The sequence below is a fragment of the Psychrobacter sp. FME5 genome (genome assembly GCF_014861375.1).
GTDB lineage: Bacteria > Pseudomonadota > Gammaproteobacteria > Pseudomonadales > Moraxellaceae > Psychrobacter.
This window is the reverse complement of record NZ_RRYX01000008.1, coordinates 26,993-46,773: the sequence shown is the minus strand read 5'-3', so window position 1 is coordinate 46,773 and position 19,781 is coordinate 26,993. Positions and strand designations below refer to the sequence as shown.

The following is a 19,781-nucleotide window of genomic DNA, read 5'->3' as shown; positions in this document are numbered from 1 at the left end:
ACAGCGTTAACGTTTTATCCCTTATTCATTTATTAAAAGGTTGACCGCCAGCTACAAGCTACAATCAGCGCTATGATGAAAAACATGAATAGCGCTGATGTTTGCAAGATTAAGTTGCAACGCTTGTATGCCAGCCATCACCTATGTGTGGAGTTTAGCATTATGAGCCGAGGTACTCGCACCATCGAAATCTATCGCTACGATCCTGATCAGGACGCAGCGCCGCGTATGCAAACGTACACGATTGAGCTACAAGAGTCAGATCGTATGTTGCTTGACGTGTTATTACGCCTAAAAAAGGAAGATGAAACGCTCACCTTCCGTCGCTCGTGCCGTGAAGGTATTTGTGGCTCTGACGGCATGAACATCAATGGTAAAAACGGTCTTGCTTGTCTAATCAACATGAATACGTTGCCAGAAAAAGTCACCGTACGCCCATTGCCAGGTTTGCCAGTGGTTCGTGACTTGGTCGTCGATATGAATCAGTTCTACGAGCAATACGAAAAAGTACATCCGTACTTAATCAATGACCAGCCAGCACCGCCAACAGAGCGTTTGCAGTCACCTGAGCAACGCGAAAAAATGAACGGTCTGTATGAGTGCATCTTATGCGCTTGTTGTTCAACCAGCTGCCCATCGTTCTGGTGGAACCCTGATAAGTTCTTGGGGCCTGCTGCTTTATTGAATGCCAACCGTTTTGTCATGGATAGCCGTGATACGGATACTCAGGCGCGTTTAGCACGTCTAGACGATCCGTTTAGCTTATTCCGTTGTCGCGGTATCATGAACTGTGTATCGGTTTGTCCAAAAGGTCTAAATCCGACCAAAGCCATCGGTAACTTACGTAATATGCTCATTGATCAAGCGGGTTAATCGTTATACCAAACCCAAAAAGTACGATTAGCTGTGTCAAACTTGTTTAGTCTACAGTGCGTAGCACTTGCACTTGTTTTCCTTGCTACTCTAATTTTTGTGAATGGTATGACATGGGTTTTGTAGAGTCTATCTTCTGCAAAACCCGCACAAAAAAACCACCTAAATTTTAGGTGGTTTTTTTGTGTGCAATTTTCTAGATTTTTTAGAAAAATTTGTTCGTCTCATACAAGCTTTAAGGAATGCAAAGATCAAAGGTAAGGCTGTGCTAACAATACGTTGGTCGTGTGTAAGAAAACATGATATATATGCAGGCAACCTATATAATTATTATGAAAAAACAGGTATTCACTGAGAGATATTGATGAAATTAAATGTTACAATGATGTCTGCTTTGAATGATGAGTTTTAATAACCAAGCATTTCGCTGAATAAATAGCCGTTATCGACTTTCTGCTTTATCAGTGACCGCGTACTAATTAACCTCGTAAGCGATAAAGATGTACCTAAATTAATATAGCCAATAGCATGTTATTACCATTACATCGCTTTTGTTTTGAGCTGACTATAGTGGTTATTCATTACCTAAATACCTAGTATTGAACAAACAAACTATGGCATAAAAGACAGGCGTGCTACCCTATACAGCAATGTATTTCAGGCTAAAAAAAGCAGTAACCCTCAGAAATAGCCAGGCACCTCAGCAACGATAGCCAATTTATAGGCCAGCTGATAGCACACCAAGTATCCACTATAAATAAATTTGTTATGGCTATAGGCAGTATATATAAATTAATGTTGTGAAACGAGCCAGATAAGAAAACTCATCGTTCACAAATAATTATATTTTTCATCAAGTGTTGTAAAAATACTGATGGCCTCTATGTAGCATATAGACTCTCGTAAATGATTACAGCCCTATAGTTAGATCAATATAAAAGCGATACAGGCGTGGCTGGAATACTTTCGTTTAAAACACTGGAGTACTTTCGTTTAAAACATAAGTTTTGTAGCCTCTGTTGGCGTAGGCACAGCAAGCAAGAAAAATTTGTACTAACCACGCAACGTGCCAGCCACGTAACCATGTAACAGAGTTTCGTGTATCATTTTATTCAGTATCGACTATATCTAAACTGTGAATACTACTGAAAAGTAGGATTTTATCAGATGACACCTAATACGATATATCAAGTTTTTGCACGATTGTTTTGCATGTTTAACCAGTGACAGATGACACAATAATAAGCACGATTCCATTCATTTATCTATCAAATAGACGATTATTATGAATAGTATAACTAAAGAAACAGCAAGCCACGGCCACACAGAACTGGCCGCTGATAATGCCCATTATGTAGAAGCTCTTTACGAGCAATATTTAGACGACCCTAATAGTGTTGATAGCGATTGGCAAACGTACTTTGAACAGTACAAATCGCCAAACGATGCTCATCATAATGCTATTAAGGATCAGTTTTTATTGCTTGCCCGTAATCAGACAGCCAATAAAGGGGGAGCGGCGTCTAATAGCGAAGCAACCAGCTTAGCTAATTGCGCTGACCCTAAGCAAATGGGTGTGCAACAATTGATTTCGGCATACCGTCGCCGTGGTCACCGTAAGGCGAAGCTTGATCCATTAGATTTGCACCCACGTGCAAAAGTAGAGGATTTGACCCTCGCTTATCATAACCTTTCAGAAGCCGACCTCGATACGGTATTTCCTACCAATGATTTGGATATCGGTAAGGAAGAAGCGCCTCTACGTGAAATTATTGAAATCATGGAGCGTGTTTACTGCCGCAACATTGGTGTTGAGTACATGCATGTCACCACCAGTGTAGAAAAGCGCTGGATGGAAAAATACCTAGAAACCAATCTAGGCTATATCAAGTTTGACAAAGAAAAACGTCTGTCTATTCTTGAGCGTCTAACCGCTGCTGAAGGCCTAGAAAAATATCTAGCCCGCAAATATACGGGTGTTAAGCGTTTCGGCCTAGAAGGTGGTGAAAGCTTTATCCCTGCTATTAATGAAATCATCCAACGTGCTGGTGGCTATGGCACTAAAGAGATGGTCATTGGTATGGCTCACCGTGGACGTCTAAACTTATTGGTCAATATTTTGGGTAAGAACCCAGCAGATTTATTTGATGAGTTTGATGGCAAAATCCAGCCAGAAAAAGGCTCAGGCGATGTCAAATACCACAATGGTTTTTCATCTAACGTCATGACGCCAGGTGGCGAGACGCATTTAGCTTTGGCATTTAACCCATCACATCTTGAGATTGTAGCCCCAGTATTGCAAGGCTCAGTACGTGCACGTCAAGTGCGCCGTAATGACCAGCCATTACAGGACAATAAAGACGGTAATTCAGTATTGCCTATCGTGATTCATGGCGATGCCGCTTTTGCTGGTCAGGGTGTGGTTCAAGAAACCTTCCAGATGTCACAAACCCGTGCTTATACTACAGGCGGCACAGTACACATTGTCATCAATAACCAAGTTGGTTTTACCACCAGCCGTCAAGAAGATGCACGTTCAACTGAGTACTGTACCGATGTAGCAAAAATGGTTCATGCGCCTATTTTACATGTTAATGGTGATGATCCTGAGTCAGTGGTATTTGCCGCTCAATTGGCGTTAGATTACCGCCATGAGTTTGATAAAGACATTATCATTGATTTGTTCTGCTATCGCCGTAACGGTCATAACGAAGCCGATGAGCCGTCAGCTACTCAACCGTTGATGTATGCGGTGATTAAAAAGCTGCCGACCACGCGTGGTATCTATGCAAAAACATTGATTGAAGAAGGCCTACTAAGTGCCGACGATGAAAAGCGTTACGAAGATGAGTATCGTGAATCATTAGATCGTGGTGACTATGTTGCTAATTCACTAGTCAGTGAGCCTAACGAAGAATTGTTTGTCGATTGGAAACCTTATCTAGGTCATGATTTGGTGGACGAGTGGGATACCAGTGTCGATATCGAAAAGTTGAAAGGTTATGGTCGCCGTATGGCTGAGATGCCCGAAGGCTATAAGCTACAACGTCAAGTACAAAAAGTTGTCGACCAACGCTTAGCCATGCAAACAGGCGAAGAGCCACTTAACTGGGGCGCTGCTGAAACATTGGCATACGCGTCACTGGTTGATAATGATGAAGTGATGGTACGTATTACTGGCGAAGATGTCGGCCGTGGCACGTTCTCACATCGTCATAGTGAGCTATATAACGTCGAAGATGGCAGTATGTATGTGCCCCTTGCTCATATGAGTGAGACACAGGCTCGCTTTGCTACTTATAACTCTTTATTGTCAGAAGAAGCCGTGCTGGCATTTGAATACGGCTATGCCACCACCGTGCCAAACGCATTGGTAGTATGGGAAGCGCAGTTCGGTGATTTCGTCAATGGTGCACAGGTTGTCATTGATCAGTTTATATCCAGTGGCGAAACCAAATGGCAGCGTGTTTGTGGTTTGACCATGCTATTGCCGCATGGCTTTGAAGGTCAAGGTCCTGAGCATTCATCTGCTCGTCTAGAGCGCTTCTTGCAATTATGTGCTGAAGACAACATGCAAGTGGTTACCCCAACGACGCCTGCGCAGATTTATCATGCTCTACGTCGCCAAGCGGTACGTCCAATTCGCAAGCCGATGATTGTCATGTCGCCAAAGAGCTTGCTACGTCATAAGCTGGCCACGTCAAACCTAGAAGAGCTTGCCAATGGTAAGTTTGAAACGGTACTGCCAGAGATAGATCAGCAAAATGCGGACAACGTGACTCGTATGGTGGTATGTGGTGGTAAAGTTTATTATGACTTGCTTGAGCATCGCCGTGCATTGGGTCTAGATCATGTGGCTATCGTCCGTATCGAGCAGCTTTACCCATTACCAGAAGAGCGTTTGGTTGCTGAGATTGAAAAATATAGTAATCTAGAAGAGATTGTGTGGACGCAAGAAGAGCCATTGAACCAAGGCGCTTGGTACTACTTGGCACCGAATATATACCGTATTGTCGTACCGCACCCAACCAAGGCAAAAGTTATGGATCCGGTAGCGCGTCCTGCTAGTGCAGCTCCTGCGACAGGCTCACCAAAACTACACGCTCAGCAACAGCAAGCGTTGATCGCTGGTGGTCTTGGTATCAGTGTCGATGAATTGTCTAAATAATAGATGGGTTCATCACAAGATTATAGACAGTAAATGAATCAGGCGATGGCAGTCAGTGCTTTTTAATTGAAACAATACTGACTGCCTATCACGACTTAATAATAAATATGAATATCCAAATCTAAGGAGTATATCGATGGCTGATATCAAAGCCCCCGTTTTTCCAGAATCGGTTGCCGATGGCACAATCGTTGAATGGCATGTCACTGAAGGTCAACAAGTTAATCGTGATGACCTATTGGCTGAAATCGAAACTGATAAAGTTGTATTAGAAGTTGTGGCGCCTGATAATGGCGTTGTGACCAAAATCGTTAAGCAAGTAGACGATACCGTACTGTCTGACGAGCTCATCGCTCAGTTTGAAGCCGGTGCAACTGGAAGTTCTGATGGCGGTTCTAGCTCAGATGCTGCGCCTGCCGTAGATCCAGATCAACCAGCCGCGCCAGTACAAGCAAAACAAGCCGCAGATGGTGGTGAGCCAGTACAAGCAACAGATAAGAAAGACGAAGCGGATCATAAAGATCAAAGCCCAGCCGTACGTAAAGCCGCAAAAGAGTCAGGCGTCGACCCTAAAGACGTCGAAGGTAGTGGTCGCGGCGGCCGTGTCACCAAAACTGATATGGCAAGCCCAACACTGAAAGCCGACAGCAGCATTAAGTCTGATAGCGGCCGTCCAGTGGCTGAATCAATGGGTGAGCGTACTGAAAAACGCGTCCCAATGACTCGCTTGCGTAAGCGTGTGGCTGAGCGTCTATTGTCAGCGTCACAAGATACTGCCATGCTAACGACGTTTAACGAAGTGAACATGAAACCGTTGATGGACATGCGCGCTAAGTATAAAGAGCAGTTTGAAAAACGTCATGGTGTGCGTTTAGGCTTTATGTCATTGTTTGTGAAAGCAGCGACCGAAGCCCTTAAACGTTTCCCAGCAGTCAACGCCTCACTAGATGGCGATGACATCGTTTATCATGGTTTTTATGATATCGGTGTTGCGGTATCGTCAGATCGTGGTTTGGTCGTGCCAGTATTGCGTGATACCGACCAGATGAGCATGGCAGGTGTCGAGAGCCGTATTCGTGAGCTTGGTGGTTTGGCGCAAAAAGGCAAACTTGGTTTAGATGACATGACTGGCGGTACGTTCACTATCTCTAACGGTGGTGTCTTTGGCTCATTGATGTCAACGCCTATCTTGAATCCACCACAAACGGCTATCTTAGGTATGCACGCCATCAATGACCGCCCAATGGCAGTCGATGGTAAAGTTGAAATCCTACCAATGATGTATCTTGCACTGTCTTATGACCACCGTATGATTGATGGTAAAGAAGCAGTACAATTCCTAGTAACGATCAAAGAGTTGGTTGAAGACCCAGCCATGTTACTACTAGACCTATAAGTGTTTAAGCTTGTATTGGCAATCGCTGATACAAGCTTTTTTCACCTTATGATAAAAGCTCTCCCAGTTATTCTGCAATTCTCACGGTTATACATCAGCGCTCTACAGCATGTGATACTGAAGTAGTGTATTAACTATACGGTTAACTTGTGGCTGATTACTTTTGTTATTAATAAATTGCCTAATAGCTTAAACGATAACGAATACCAAACCTAAAAAACATGATTAGTTGTGTCAAACTCGTTTAGTCTACTAAAAGTAGTACTTGCACTGGTTTTCCTTGCTACTCACATTTTTAGGAATAGTATAAAATTAGAAATAGGAATGGACTATGAAAGACAGTTATGATTTAGTCGTCATCGGCGGCGGTCCTGGTGGCTACGAAGCTGCTATCCGCGCAGGACAACTAGGTATGAGCGTTGCTTGTATCGAAAAACGTGTTTATAAAGGCGAGCCTGCACTTGGCGGTACTTGCTTAAACGTTGGTTGTATCCCATCAAAGGCGTTGCTTGATAGCTCGCATCGTTATGAAGCGACTAAGCACGACCTTGGCGAGCATGGAATTAGCACGAGCGATGTGACCATTGATGTCGAAAAAATGATAGAACGCAAAGAAGGCATCGTTAAGCAATTGACGGGCGGTGTTGCGGCATTATTGAAAGGCAATGGCGTTGACTGGCTACAAGGCTGGGGCACGTTAGAAGATGGCAAGGGCGCCGATAAAAAAGTTAAATTTACCGCTCTAGCAGACGAAGCAGAGACAACGATCACTGCTAAAAACGTCATCCTTGCGGCAGGCTCAGTGCCTATCGATATTCCAGTCGCTAAGACTGACGGCGACCGTATCGTTGATTCTACTGGCGCGCTTGATTTCACCGAAGTACCTAAGCGTTTAGGCGTGATTGGCGCAGGCGTCATCGGTCTTGAGCTGGGTTCAGTATGGCGTCGCCTAGGTGCCGAAGTGGTGGTTTATGAAGCACTACCAAGTTTCTTAGCAGCTGCTGATAAAGACATCTCAAAAGAAGCGGGCAAAATGCTGAAGAAGCAAGGCCTCGATATCCGTGTCGATACCAAAGTCACCAACGCTGAAGTGAAAGGCGATCAAGTGGTCGTTACTAGTGAAGCCAAAGGTGAGGCGTCAGACGAAAGCTTTGATAAATTAATCGTTTGTGTTGGTCGCCGTGCCTATTCTGAAAAGCTGCTTGGCGACGATAGCGGCATTCAATTGACCGAACGCGGTTTGATTGATGTCAACGATCAGTGTAAAACCAATCTTGATGGCGTTTATGCTATCGGTGATTTGGTTCGTGGTCCAATGCTTGCGCATAAAGCCATGGAAGAGGGCATGATGGCCGTTGAACGTATTCACGGCGAAAAAGCTCAGGTCAACTATGACACTATTATCAACGTCATTTATACCCATCCAGAAATCGCATGGGTTGGGTTGACTGAACAAGAAGCTGAAGCAGCTGGCTATGAAGTCAAAACAGGCTCGTTTAACCTAGCAGCGAATGGCCGTGCCCTTGCCCAAAGTGAAGCGCAAGGCTCTATTAAAGTCGTCGCTGATGCCAAAACAGATCGCCTATTGGGTATGCATGCGATTTCTGCTGGTGCTGGTGATATCGTCCATCAAGGCATGATTGCGATGGAATTTGTTTCTAGTATCGAAGATTTACAGCTGATGACATTTGCGCACCCAACCATTTCAGAAGCAGTGCACGAAGCTGCTCTATCTGCAGATGGTCGTGCTATTCACGCCATTCAGCGTAAAAAACGTAAGAAGTAAGTAATTAGTTTGATAAGTACCAACTTATAACCTGATTGTGGTGTGGCTATGTTAATCATCACTACAGTCATGAGTGCGCTAGACGGATGTCTACTAGATATATATGCGCACTCGTTTTCACTTTTTATTAATTGTAAAAAATAAAGGATACAATCAATGAATTTACATGAGTATCAAGCAAAAGAGCTATTAAAAAGCTACGGTTTGCCGATTCAAGAAGGCATCATTGCCCATAGTGGCGACGAAGCGGCCGCTGCTTTTGATAAAACACCAACAGATATTGCAGTTATTAAAGCGCAAGTACATGCTGGTGGTCGCGGTAAAGCGGGCGGTGTAAAGCTGGTTAAGACTCGTGAAGAAGCTAAGCAAGTTGCTGAAGAGCTTATCGGCACCAATTTGGTTACTTTCCAAACCGACGCTGACGGCCAACCAGTGAACTTCGTATTGGTTGCAGAAGACATGTACCCAGTACAAACTGAGCTATATCTTGGTGCAGTTGTTGACCGTTCTAGCCAACGCGTGACGTTTATGGCATCAACCGAAGGCGGCGTTGATATTGAAGAAGTGGCCAATGAAACGCCAGAAAAAATCTTCAGTGTTAACGTTGATCCGTTAGTGGGCCTTATGCCTTACCAAGCGCGCGAAGTTGCGTTCAAATTGGGTATGGAAGGCAAACAAATCAATCAGTTCGTTAAAATCATGACTGGTGCTTATCAAGCCTTTATAGACAACGATATCGAAATGATTGAGATCAACCCACTAGCCGTACGCGAAAATGGCGAAATCGTCTGTGTTGATGGCAAAATCGGTATCGACTCAAACGCCCTTTATCGTCTGCCTAAAATCGCAGCACTACAAGATAAAACGCAAGAAAATGAGCGTGAGCTAAAAGCCGCTGAATTTGACCTAAACTATGTTGCCCTAGAGGGTAATATCGGTTGTATGGTTAACGGTGCTGGTCTTGCGATGGCGACGATGGACATCATCAAACTGTACGGCGGCAAGCCTGCTAACTTCTTGGACGTTGGCGGCGGTGCTACTAAAGATCGCGTTGTTGAAGCATTCAAGATTATCCTTGAAGACAGCAGCGTTGAAGGTGTGCTAATCAACATCTTCGGTGGTATCGTACGTTGTGACATGATTGCAGAAGCCATCATCGCTGCGATCAAAGAAGTTGACGTAAAAGTACCAGTTGTTGTCCGTCTAGAAGGTAACAACGCTGAAAAAGGCGCGAAAATCTTAGAAGAGTCTGGTCTGAAACTAATCTCAGCTCAAGGCCTATCAGACGCTGCTCAAAAAATTGTCGACGCTGTAAAAGCCTAATATATTTGAAGTATAGAACTTTAGATATAGCTGCTTAAACATAGTAGTCAAAGCGTAATAGCAGCTTGTTGGTAAAGAATGAATCATTAATATTTAATGATCAATCCATCATCAAGTGGCTATTACAAGACAACCGAATAAAGGAATAAATAATGAGTGTATTAATCGATAAAGACACCAAAGTATTGGTACAAGGTTTCACTGGTAAAAACGGTACGTTCCACTCTGAACAAGCAATCGAATACGGTACGAAAGTCGTCGGCGGCGTAACCCCAGGTAAAGGCGGTCAAACGCATTTAGACCTACCAGTATTTAACACCATGGCGGAGGCGATGGAAGCCACTCAAGCCGACGCTTCTGTTATCTACGTACCAGCGCCATTTGTACTAGATTCTATCGTTGAAGCTATTGATGCTGGCGTCAAGCTGATCGTAGTAATCACTGAAGGCGTACCGACTCTCGATATGCTAAAAGCCAAACGCTATCTCGAAGAAGCGGGCGATGTACGTCTGGTTGGTCCTAACTGCCCAGGTGTTATCACTCCAGGTCAGTGCAAAATCGGCATCATGCCAGGCCATATCCATCAACCAGGTAAAGTGGGCATCATCTCACGCTCTGGTACATTGACTTATGAAGCGGTCGCTCAAACCACTAAGCTTGGTTTTGGTCAATCAACTTGTATCGGTATCGGTGGTGATCCTATCCCTGGTATGAACCAGATTGATGCGTTGAAACTGTTCGAAGCAGATCCACAAACTGAAGCTATTATCCTGATCGGTGAGATCGGTGGTACTGCTGAAGAAGAAGCGGCTGCTTATATCAAAGACCATGTGACTAAGCCAGTGGTTGGTTATATCGCAGGTGTTACTGCTCCAGAAGGCAAGCGTATGGGTCATGCTGGCGCTATCATCTCAGGCGGTCAAGGTACTGCTGAAGAGAAATTTAAAGCCTTTGAAGATGCTGGTATCGCGTATACACGTGACCCATCTAAACTGGGTGACAAGCTAAAAGAAGTTACTGGTTGGTAATACATACAGAGTATGTTAAGTAACTACTAAAACTGCATTGAAAAAAATCAAAGACACCTCTACAATGAGGTGTCTTTTTTATGCCTAAAAAATTATATTATGAAAAACAAGATATTAGTCACTGGCGGTGCGGGATATATTGGTTCACACACTTGTATTGCGCTGCACGAAGCAGGCTACGAGATAGTAGTATACGACAATTTATCCAATAGTAGCCGTGAAGCGGTAAATCGTGTTTCTAGTCTAATTGGACAGCCAATTGACTTGATTGAAGGCGATATCCGTGATGTGAAGTTACTAAGACAAGTCTTTTCTGACAATCAATTCTTTGGTGTCATTCATTTTGCAGGTCTTAAAGCCGTTGGTGAGTCGGTTGCCAAGCCACTCATGTATTATAACAACAATGTCAGCGGTACGATTACTTTACTAGAAGTAATGGCAGAATATAAGGTGAAGAACCTCGTCTTTTCTTCATCGGCTACTGTCTATGGCGACCCCGAAACTCTGCCTATCGATGAGAGCTCGAAGCGCTCTTGTACCAACCCTTATGGCCAAAGTAAGCTCACGGTTGAATATATACTAGAAGACCTCGCAGTATCAGATAACGACTGGAACCTGATTACCCTTAGGTACTTTAATCCGGTAGGGGCACATCCATCAGGGCAGATTGGCGAAGATCCTAATGATATCCCAAATAATTTAATGCCTTATATTGCTCAAGTAGCAGTCGGTAAATTGCCCAAGCTCAGTATCTTTGGCAATGACTATCCAACTATCGATGGTACTGGTGTTCGTGATTTTATTCATGTCACTGATTTAGCACAAGGTCATGTAGCCGCACTTAGTTACCTAGAACAGCAAGCAGCTCCAGTAGGATTTTTACCAATTAATCTTGGTACCGGTAAAGGAACTTCTGTCTTAGAGCTAGTAGCAGCATTTTCTAAAGTGTCGGAACAGGACATTCCTTATCAATTTGTTAGCCGCCGCGCTGGTGATATTGCGAGTTGTTATGCCAGTGCTGATAAAGCGAAAAACCTATTAGGGTGGCAAGCAAAACTCTCTATCACTGATATGTGCCAAGATAGCTGGCGATGGCAAAGCATGAACCCTAATGGTTATGAGACAAATATATAATTAGATTTTGTAAAATAGAATTAAACTAACAAGAGGTATTTATGATAAAAGTACTAAGTATATTTGGCACGCGTCCTGAAGCAATAAAAATGGCACCAGTAGTTAAGGCGCTAGAAGCCAACCCTAAGATAGAATCATTGGTTTGCGTGACAGCCCAGCATCGCGAAATGCTGGATCAGGTATTAGCATTGTTTGAAATTACGCCAGATTATGATTTAGATATTATGAAGTCGGGACAGAGCTTGACTCAAGCCAGTTCAAGAATGCTACTTGCTCTCGAGCCTATTCTTGAAGAGTGTCAACCAGATTTAGTTTTAGTCCACGGTGATACATCAACAACTCTATGTGGGGCACAGGCTGCTTTTTATCAGCAAATCCCTATTGGCCATGTAGAGTCTGGCCTACGTACTTATAATATCTATTCTCCATGGCCAGAAGAAGCCAATAGACAGCTAACTAGTATCATTACTAAGTTGCATTTTTCACCGACGAAAGCCGCTGCTCAGCATCTATACGACGAACATAATAATCCTGACTTTATCTATGTCACAGGCAATACTGTTGTCGATGCACTATTAGATGTCAAAAACAAACTCGAGACTAACGAGACTCTCAAGAATGAACTGAAGCAGCAGTTCTCTAAGTTAGACTTCAATAAACGCCGTGTATTGATTACTGGTCATCGCCGCGAAAACTTTGGAAATGGGTTTGAATCAATTTGTCAAGCGATTCAAGAGTTAGCAAAAAAGTACCCTGATTATGAGTTTGTCTATCCTGTACATTTAAATCCTAATGTTAAAGAACCAGTGGAACGTTTACTTCACGGTTTAGATAATGTCAAACTGATTGAACCCCAAGATTATCTACCTTTCGTTTATTTGATGAGTACTAGCCATATCATCCTCACTGACTCAGGTGGTATTCAAGAAGAGGCACCATCGCTTGGTATTCCAGTCCTTGTCATGCGTAGCACCACTGAACGACAAGAAGCGGTTGAAGCAGGTACCGTTAAGCTGGTAGGTACACACCATGCTACTATCGTTGCCGAAGTTAGCAATCTGATAGAGAATGAAGCTATTTATTCAAAAATGAGTGAGGCACATAACCCATACGGTGATGGCCAAGCTTCAAAACGTATAGCAGAGACTATCGTTAAGTTTTTCGAACCGAAAGAAGCTTAAAAAGCAATAAAATTAATTATAAATAGAGTAAATGAGATAAAAATGAAAAATATTTGTGTATTTGGCTTAGGATATATTGGCTTACCTACGGCTGCGATGTTTGCTCATCATGGTGCCAATGTGGTCGGGGTCGATGTCAATCAGCATGCCGTTGATACGATCAATCAAGGTAAAATCCATATTGTAGAGCCAGGTCTCGAAGCCATTGTAAAGCAAGCGGTAGACAAAGGTAATCTCAAAGCCAGCTTGACACCTGTGCACTCTGATGCTTATCTCATTGCGGTGCCAACACCGTTTAAGGGTAATGACTATGAGCCAGATCTTTCTTATATTCAAGCGGTTAGTAAAGCACTAGCGCCGCTATTAGAAAAAGGTGATATAGTCATTTTGGAGTCAACCTCTCCAGTCGGGGCTACCGAAAAAATGGTTGCTTGGCTATCTGAAGTCCGTCCTGATCTAACCTTTCCTAAGTATCATGAGCCGGATAATGAAGCAGATATCTTTGTTGCTTATTGTCCAGAACGCGTGCTACCTGGAAAGGTCGTAGAAGAACTAATCTCAAACGATCGTATCATTGGTGGTATGACCAAAGAATCGACTAAAAAAGCGCAAGAAGTATATCGTATCTTTGTAGAAGGTGAGCTACTAGCAACCAACTCTCGTACGGCTGAGATGGCAAAGCTGACCGAAAATGCTTCTCGTGATGTGAGCATTGCCTTTGCCAATGAGTTGTCTATTATCTCTGATAAACTAGATATCAATGTCTGGGAGTTGATCGAGCTAGCCAATCATCATCCACGTGTTAATATCTTGCAGCCTGGCGCTGGAGTTGGTGGTCATTGTATCGCTGTTGATCCATGGTTCATCGTTAATCAAAACCCAGATGAGGCTAAAATTATCCGTGCGGCTCGTGAGATTAATGACAATAAGCCTAACTGGGTGATCGAAAAGATCAACGCCGAAGTGAATAAGCTAAAGGAACAAGGGAGTGAGAAGCCAACAGTAGCACTCTTAGGCTTAGCATTTAAACCTAATATTGATGATCTACGTGAGAGTCCAGCGGTTAACATTGCTAAAAAAATGCTCGAGAGCAGCAGCGCTAATATTCTATTAGTTGAGCCTAATATCAAACAGTTACCTGAAAGCTTAAACTCAGGTAAACTCTCATCTCTACAAGAAGCTATCGATGCAGCTGATGTGATCGCTATTTTGGTCGCTCATGATGAATTTGAGAGCTTAGACCTATCTGACAAAAGTGTTGTGAATTTTGTGACTAACCGTTAGTTTGACAAACCTAATCATAAAATTAGAAAGCTTTTATGATTAGGCCTATTTCGAGTTTAAGCTTCTAATATTCTTTCCTCCATCCACTCATTCTGGTGACCTATGAAAAACAGGATCTATAAGATGCTATCTAAAAACACTACTAGTTTTAGCGAATCAGAGCTAAAGGTAGTCAGAGACCTAGTTGAGAAGCATGGAGGCTCTATAGATGATCTAAAAGAATACATTCGCGCGCTCGAAATCGAAAATGAAAGAAAGCAAATTAATAAAGCAGCAGAAAAAAATACGATCTCTTATCAATTAGGCAAATCTCTAATCGATGCTGCTAAAAGAAAAACAAACGTCAGAAGGCTTAGTAAAGAGCTATATGCAATTTATGCTGACTCATTAAGTAGAAAAAATAAAGATTTAAGCAATGCTAGTTTATTGCATAAAATAATAATATTGCTTGATGAGCAAAAACAAAAAGAACGTTATGATTTAGTGAAAATGAGCAATGTTAATAAACGCAGTATCATAGCGACACCTACAAAAGTAAGAAAGATAAAAGAATTAAATAATGATCGTGTAAATAAAATTACTTTACAGAAAGATTTCTCAGAAAAAAATATCAAAATCGCTGCTGTTATGGATGAGTTTACCTCGCTATGCTTCGACCCTGAGGCAACTATATGTCATATCACACCAAACAACTGGCAGTCAGAGATTCTTGAGTTTAAGCCAGATGTGTTATTTATTGAATCAGCTTGGCAAGGTAAAGATGGTCTATGGAAAACTAAGATTAGCCATCAATCAGTAGAGCTAATAAACCTAATAAAGTTTTGTGATGAGCAAAAGATTAGAAGTGTTTTTTGGAGTAAAGAAGATCCAGTACACTTTGGTACTTTTTTGGGAGTAGCTGAGCTAGTCGATATTGTATTTACTACAGATATCGATTGTATAAGCAAGTACAAAGAACATTTGGGTCATGAGAGAGTGTACTTACTGTGTTTTGCTGCGCAACCACTTATTCATAATCCTATTGAAATTTACGATCGACAAGATAAATTCAACTTCGCTGGCTCCTATTATTTAAAATATCCTATAAGGCAGCGCGATTTTAGCGTTTTATCTGGAGTTGCAGATAGCTATAAGGGTTTAGATATTTTTGACCGTAATTTTGATAAGCCTCATCCACATTATGAGTTTCCTGAAAGCTACCAGTCAATGATACTAGGTAGTTTAGCACCATCTGAAATAGATAAAGCCTATAAAGGCTATGTATACGGTATCAATATGAATACCATCAAGCAATCACAAACCATGTTTGCTAGACGAGTGTTTGAGATGCTGGCTTCTAATACTATAGTACTAAGTAATTACTCACGCGGTGTCAGACTTTTATTTGGTGATTTAGTCATATGTTCAGATGAGACCATTGAACTTGATAGACAGTTAAAGAAGTTTACTGGAGATCTTTTAACTCAGAAAAAGTACAAGCTTCAAGGACTTAGGAAAGTTTTAAGCCACCATACTTATCAGCACCGATTAAAGTATATTTTAGAAAAATCATTTGAATCAACCTTAAGTATTGCTCGCAATCATATAGTAGTAGTAGCCTATGTTAATAGTCAAAGTGAGTTAGACAGTGTTATCAGCAGCTTTAATGAGCAAGACTATTTAGATAGAGAGTTATTTATACTTAGCAATATAGATTTAGGTAATGTGGTCGATGACAGGATTACTATCTATAATACAAAATCTGAATGTTCTGAGGCCATTGAGCAATGTCAAAAAGATACTGATATAGCTGTGTTTAATCCGAATGACAGTTATGGTCGCTATTATTTATCTGATTTGGCACTAAGCGGAGTGTACCTTGAGCAGAATGACGGTCACCTTATATCTGCTATAACTAAAGACAGTTATTTTGAAAATATAAGTGGCAAAGCTGTGCTGGTACAGAACAAGGAATACCAACAAGTAGATAAATTTAAATGTACTAAAAGTCTAATAACTGCTAATTTATTTAAAAAAGTGGTATTAGAAGAGGATCAGCTTGAAAGTATTAATAACTTAGAAGTTCAAGCAAGGTCATTCGCTATGGATTGCTTTAACTATGTATTAAATGGAGCTAGTCTCAGCGATGAAGAAATTTTAGCTGCACACGGCAAACTGACTCTCGATGAAGGAGTTGACTTTGAAGGCAGACTCCTAAAGGTCTCAGAAGCAATAAATGTTAGTACAAATAAAACCGATGACCTAAGTGTATATCAAGACTCAAATGCTGTTATATTTTTAGCTAGCGATATAGATGCCCAGTTAATCAAACCTCAAAGCAAACAAATACAAATTAATAGAAATATTGAAAATGTCGAAATCAAATCTACCCTTCCTGATGGTAAGTTTGCTTATGTCTATTTTAAGACTATTTATAATAGGTCTGACGTCAATCTAAGGTTCAATAGTCAGTTTATGGTTGATGCAGATACCAACATGGATCTACGTTCCGTATTTGTATTTTTGGATGAAAACAAAGAGAAACTATCACATCATATAACGGCAGTCTCTCACAACCACACTATGCCTATACCGGTCAATTGTGAATATATACAAATAGGATTTAAAATTACGGGTAATGGTCAATCCTATATAAGATCTATAAATATTGGCGAAAAAAGAGAAACCATTAATGACTTCGTTGCCAAAAGTGACACTTTAGTATTAGCAAAACAGTATCCTTCATACGATGATTTATATAAGTATGGTTTTCTGCATAGTAGAGTAAGAGCTTATAAAAACCATGATCACATCGTAGATGTCTTTAGAATGGCAGAGAGTAATACTGATTTAGGTTTCAGAGAGTTTGAGTCTATTGATGTGTTTAGTGGTAATAAGGGTAATTTGAAGAGTATACTCGAATCAGGTCAAGTGAAAAATATATTTATCCATCTTATGGACGAAAAGATGTGGAATATAATCAAGGACTATCGAGAAACGTTAAAGATTACTATATGGTTACATGGGGCTGAGGTACAAAGCTGGCAGCGTCGTGAATTTGATTTATTAGGTTTAAATGAAGCTGAAAGAGAGAGAAAAAAGAGGCTTGCTGATAACCGGTTAAGTTTCTGGAAAAAGCTTATTGAAGAAGAGCTGAATAGTAGCATTACTTTAGTTTTTGTTTCTAACACCTTTCTTCAGGAGGTTGAGGAAGATTTAGAGCTTACAATACCAAGCTCAAATAAGAGGGTGATTCATAATTATGTAGACGACTCTATATTTGAATACACTGAAAAAAAGGCTGAAGATAGATTAAAGCTGTTGTCTATAAGACCATACTCCGGTCCTAAGTATGGTAATGATATTACAGCTGATGCTTTATTAGAATTATCTAAGTATGAGTTCTTTAAGGATTTAGAGATTAATATTTATGGTGACGGGCAGGAGTTTGATTCGATTAATGAGCCTTTGCTTCAATTTGAAAACGTTCATTTACACAAACGATTTCTAAGTCATCATGAGATAGCAGTAGCTCACAAAGAACATGGCGTTTTCTTAAACCCTACTAGATGGGACTCTCAAGGTGTATCTAGAGATGAGGCTATGTCTTCAGGGTTAGTGGTAGTCACCAATAAAGTAGCAGCAGTTCCTGAGTTTATCTCTGACGAAGAAGGTGCTTTGTTTGGAGCTGAGAATGTTCAAGAAATGGTCGAGAAAATTATAGAAATTACTCAAGATCCTTCTTTATTTTTGAATAAATCTACAGCTGCTAAAGAACGTGTCAAAGAACAGTGTGGTTTTGAAAATACCATAGAACACGAAATTAACTTAATAGAAAAGTGATGAAGTTTGATTAAAGAGGGTGAGAGTTATTTTATTAAGCATGAACTCTGAATGAAATAAACTATAGCTATTAAAAACTATATAAACAAGGTTTACCATGACTGATAGCTCTACATACCTATTGTCTAGCTTTAAGAATAATCCTGAAAGGTTATTTCAAGGTTACTGCTTTGCTAAAGAGGATTTTATTTTTGGTCAATCAGGGGCTGATAAGTACTTTGAGCACACTGGAAAACAAATATCTTATGGAGAAGATGGATGTTATGTCTTAGCAAAGAAAGTTGAGAAAGGGTTTCTAATAGGATCGGATTTTTCAGGTTTTAAGAAGATACTATACTTTTATGATAAGGCTTCTAGTGTTTGGGCAGTATCAAATTCATTAAGCTTACTAATTAATCATTTAAAAGAACATTCAATTAATGTTACCCCTAATGTAGCATTATTAATGATGTCAACAGAACGCTTGTCTTTCACTCAACAACCTATTACCTTTGATACCATTGCTAATGAAATAAAGATATTGCCTGTCAATACTTTGCTCACAATAGGGGGTAGTTGTCTTAAAATAGAAAAAATTAATGATATTGGAAGTGATACTATTGACTATCGTCAAATTTTAATAAATTTTGTCAATATATGGATATCAAGATTTTCTACATTATTATCGAATGATGAGCTTTTTATTCGACAAGGCTTGACTGGAGGGTTGGATTCTCGCGCTGTTTTTTCTTTATCCAACCTAGCCTATCATCAGATAGATACGAAAAATACTGCTGAATATCGATTAGCGTGTCATGTAATTAAAGGCTGTGATAAAGATATAAAAGTAGCTGAAAAAATAACCAAATATTTTGGATATAAACTGAACGCCAAAACTAGGTATTCAGATACTATTTATCATCTAGATGCTGAAGAGAAATATCTGACTTGGAAGAACTTGTGTTTAGGAGTTTACCAGCCTATATATTTTCCAAGTACAAAAGTCGATTATAGAAAAATATCGATTGGTGGTGGGGGTGGTGAAAATCATAGAACATTCTATGGTAACAACCCTAAAACTACTACTTATAATGACTCTATTAGATATCTATGTAGTAAGCTCGATAACCCAGAGCAAATGGTTGATTTAGCTATTAATTTATTTGAGACTCTGTCAGTGATGCAAGATGTAGATCATTGTGGCGATGATATTGATGCTTTACTTCTACATTATAGACATTTTAGAAATCGATTCCACACTGGTTTATTTCCCCAATATCAGATATCTTTTACACCTTTAAGTTCGCGCTACTTAGCTAACATAGCAACTAAAAAGAACTTTGAAAAAGTCAAAAGCTCGCAAGTTCTTTATGACATTATAAATATTACCGATAAATTAATTGATTTCCCTTATGATAAGGTAGCAAAAAATCCTTCTAGTAATACTTTGAGTCAGCTAACTAAGTTGAGAGAAGAGTTATCGATCACTACAGGAACTATATATGCAGAAAATAATTCAAACGAGAAGGTTACCTCATCAAAGCCTATAGAGAAAACCCTTGAGTATTTGAAAAAAGATTTTGACAAAGCTTGCAAATCTAAATTGGTCCAAAAATTATGGAGTAATAGCTTTATTAATAAGGCTTCTCAGGATTTAGATGAAGCCATTAGTCGAGGGAGATTTAATCACGCCTCTGAAGGTAGTAGCATATCACTAATTATTGCCGCTGCTCTCTTTAAGACCAGCAACAGTGAAGCTTAATATTTTTAACACTTTGATAAAAATATATTTTACTTACGTTTAAAC

General features: G+C 40.6%; 11 protein-coding genes. All 11 read left to right on the top strand.

The annotated features are described in order from the left end of the window. The first annotated feature begins 162 nt into the window (after nucleotides 1–162). The gene (locus EI161_RS02570) at nucleotides 163–873 is read left to right on the top strand and encodes a succinate dehydrogenase iron-sulfur subunit (RefSeq protein ID WP_192528922.1); all 711 of its coding nucleotides are present in this window, start codon (nucleotides 163–165) and stop codon (nucleotides 871–873) included. Between the two features lie 1,285 nt (nucleotides 874–2,158). Beyond that, on the top strand, nucleotides 2,159–5,041 hold the full coding sequence (locus EI161_RS02565) for a 2-oxoglutarate dehydrogenase E1 component (protein ID WP_192528917.1): 2,883 nt from the start codon (nucleotides 2,159–2,161) through the stop codon (nucleotides 5,039–5,041). 136 nt (nucleotides 5,042–5,177) lie between these two features. After that, a complete protein-coding gene (gene odhB, locus EI161_RS02560) occupies nucleotides 5,178–6,437 on the top strand; it encodes a 2-oxoglutarate dehydrogenase complex dihydrolipoyllysine-residue succinyltransferase (RefSeq protein WP_192524174.1) in 1,260 nt (419 codons plus the stop codon). Nucleotides 6,438–6,768: 331 nt separating this feature from the next. Next, entirely contained in the window at nucleotides 6,769–8,223 is a 1,455-nt protein-coding gene (gene lpdA / locus EI161_RS02555) for a dihydrolipoyl dehydrogenase (RefSeq protein WP_192528916.1), read from the top strand. A 156-nt stretch (nucleotides 8,224–8,379) separates the two neighbouring features. Continuing rightward, nucleotides 8,380–9,546 (top strand): ADP-forming succinate--CoA ligase subunit beta, encoded by a 1,167-nt coding sequence (gene sucC, locus EI161_RS02550; RefSeq protein WP_192524172.1) that lies wholly within the window; start codon nucleotides 8,380–8,382, stop codon nucleotides 9,544–9,546. A gap of 152 nt (nucleotides 9,547–9,698) precedes the next feature. After that, on the top strand, nucleotides 9,699–10,574 hold the full coding sequence (sucD, locus tag EI161_RS02545) for a succinate--CoA ligase subunit alpha (protein WP_192524171.1): 876 nt from the start codon (nucleotides 9,699–9,701) through the stop codon (nucleotides 10,572–10,574). 99 nt (nucleotides 10,575–10,673) lie between these two features. Next, the gene (gene galE, locus EI161_RS02540) at nucleotides 10,674–11,708 is read left to right on the top strand and encodes a UDP-glucose 4-epimerase GalE (protein ID WP_192528915.1); all 1,035 of its coding nucleotides are present in this window, start codon (nucleotides 10,674–10,676) and stop codon (nucleotides 11,706–11,708) included. A 41-nt stretch (nucleotides 11,709–11,749) separates the two neighbouring features. Continuing rightward, complete coding sequence (wecB, locus tag EI161_RS02535) at nucleotides 11,750–12,889, top strand: non-hydrolyzing UDP-N-acetylglucosamine 2-epimerase (protein ID WP_192528914.1); 1,140 nt, start codon at nucleotides 11,750–11,752, stop codon at nucleotides 12,887–12,889. A 42-nt stretch (nucleotides 12,890–12,931) separates the two neighbouring features. After that, nucleotides 12,932–14,173 carry a UDP-N-acetyl-D-mannosamine dehydrogenase gene (gene wecC, locus EI161_RS02530; protein ID WP_192528913.1) on the top strand — a complete coding sequence of 414 codons (1,242 nt, stop codon included), beginning with the start codon at nucleotides 12,932–12,934 and terminating at the stop codon, nucleotides 14,171–14,173. Nucleotides 14,174–14,296: 123 nt separating this feature from the next. Further along, the gene (locus tag EI161_RS02525; protein WP_192528912.1) at nucleotides 14,297–17,995 is read left to right on the top strand and encodes a glycosyltransferase; all 3,699 of its coding nucleotides are present in this window, start codon (nucleotides 14,297–14,299) and stop codon (nucleotides 17,993–17,995) included. Nucleotides 17,996–18,092: 97 nt separating this feature from the next. After that, nucleotides 18,093–19,736 (top strand): hypothetical protein, encoded by a 1,644-nt coding sequence (locus tag EI161_RS02520; protein ID WP_192528911.1) that lies wholly within the window; start codon nucleotides 18,093–18,095, stop codon nucleotides 19,734–19,736. Nucleotides 19,737–19,781: the final 45 nt, after the last annotated feature.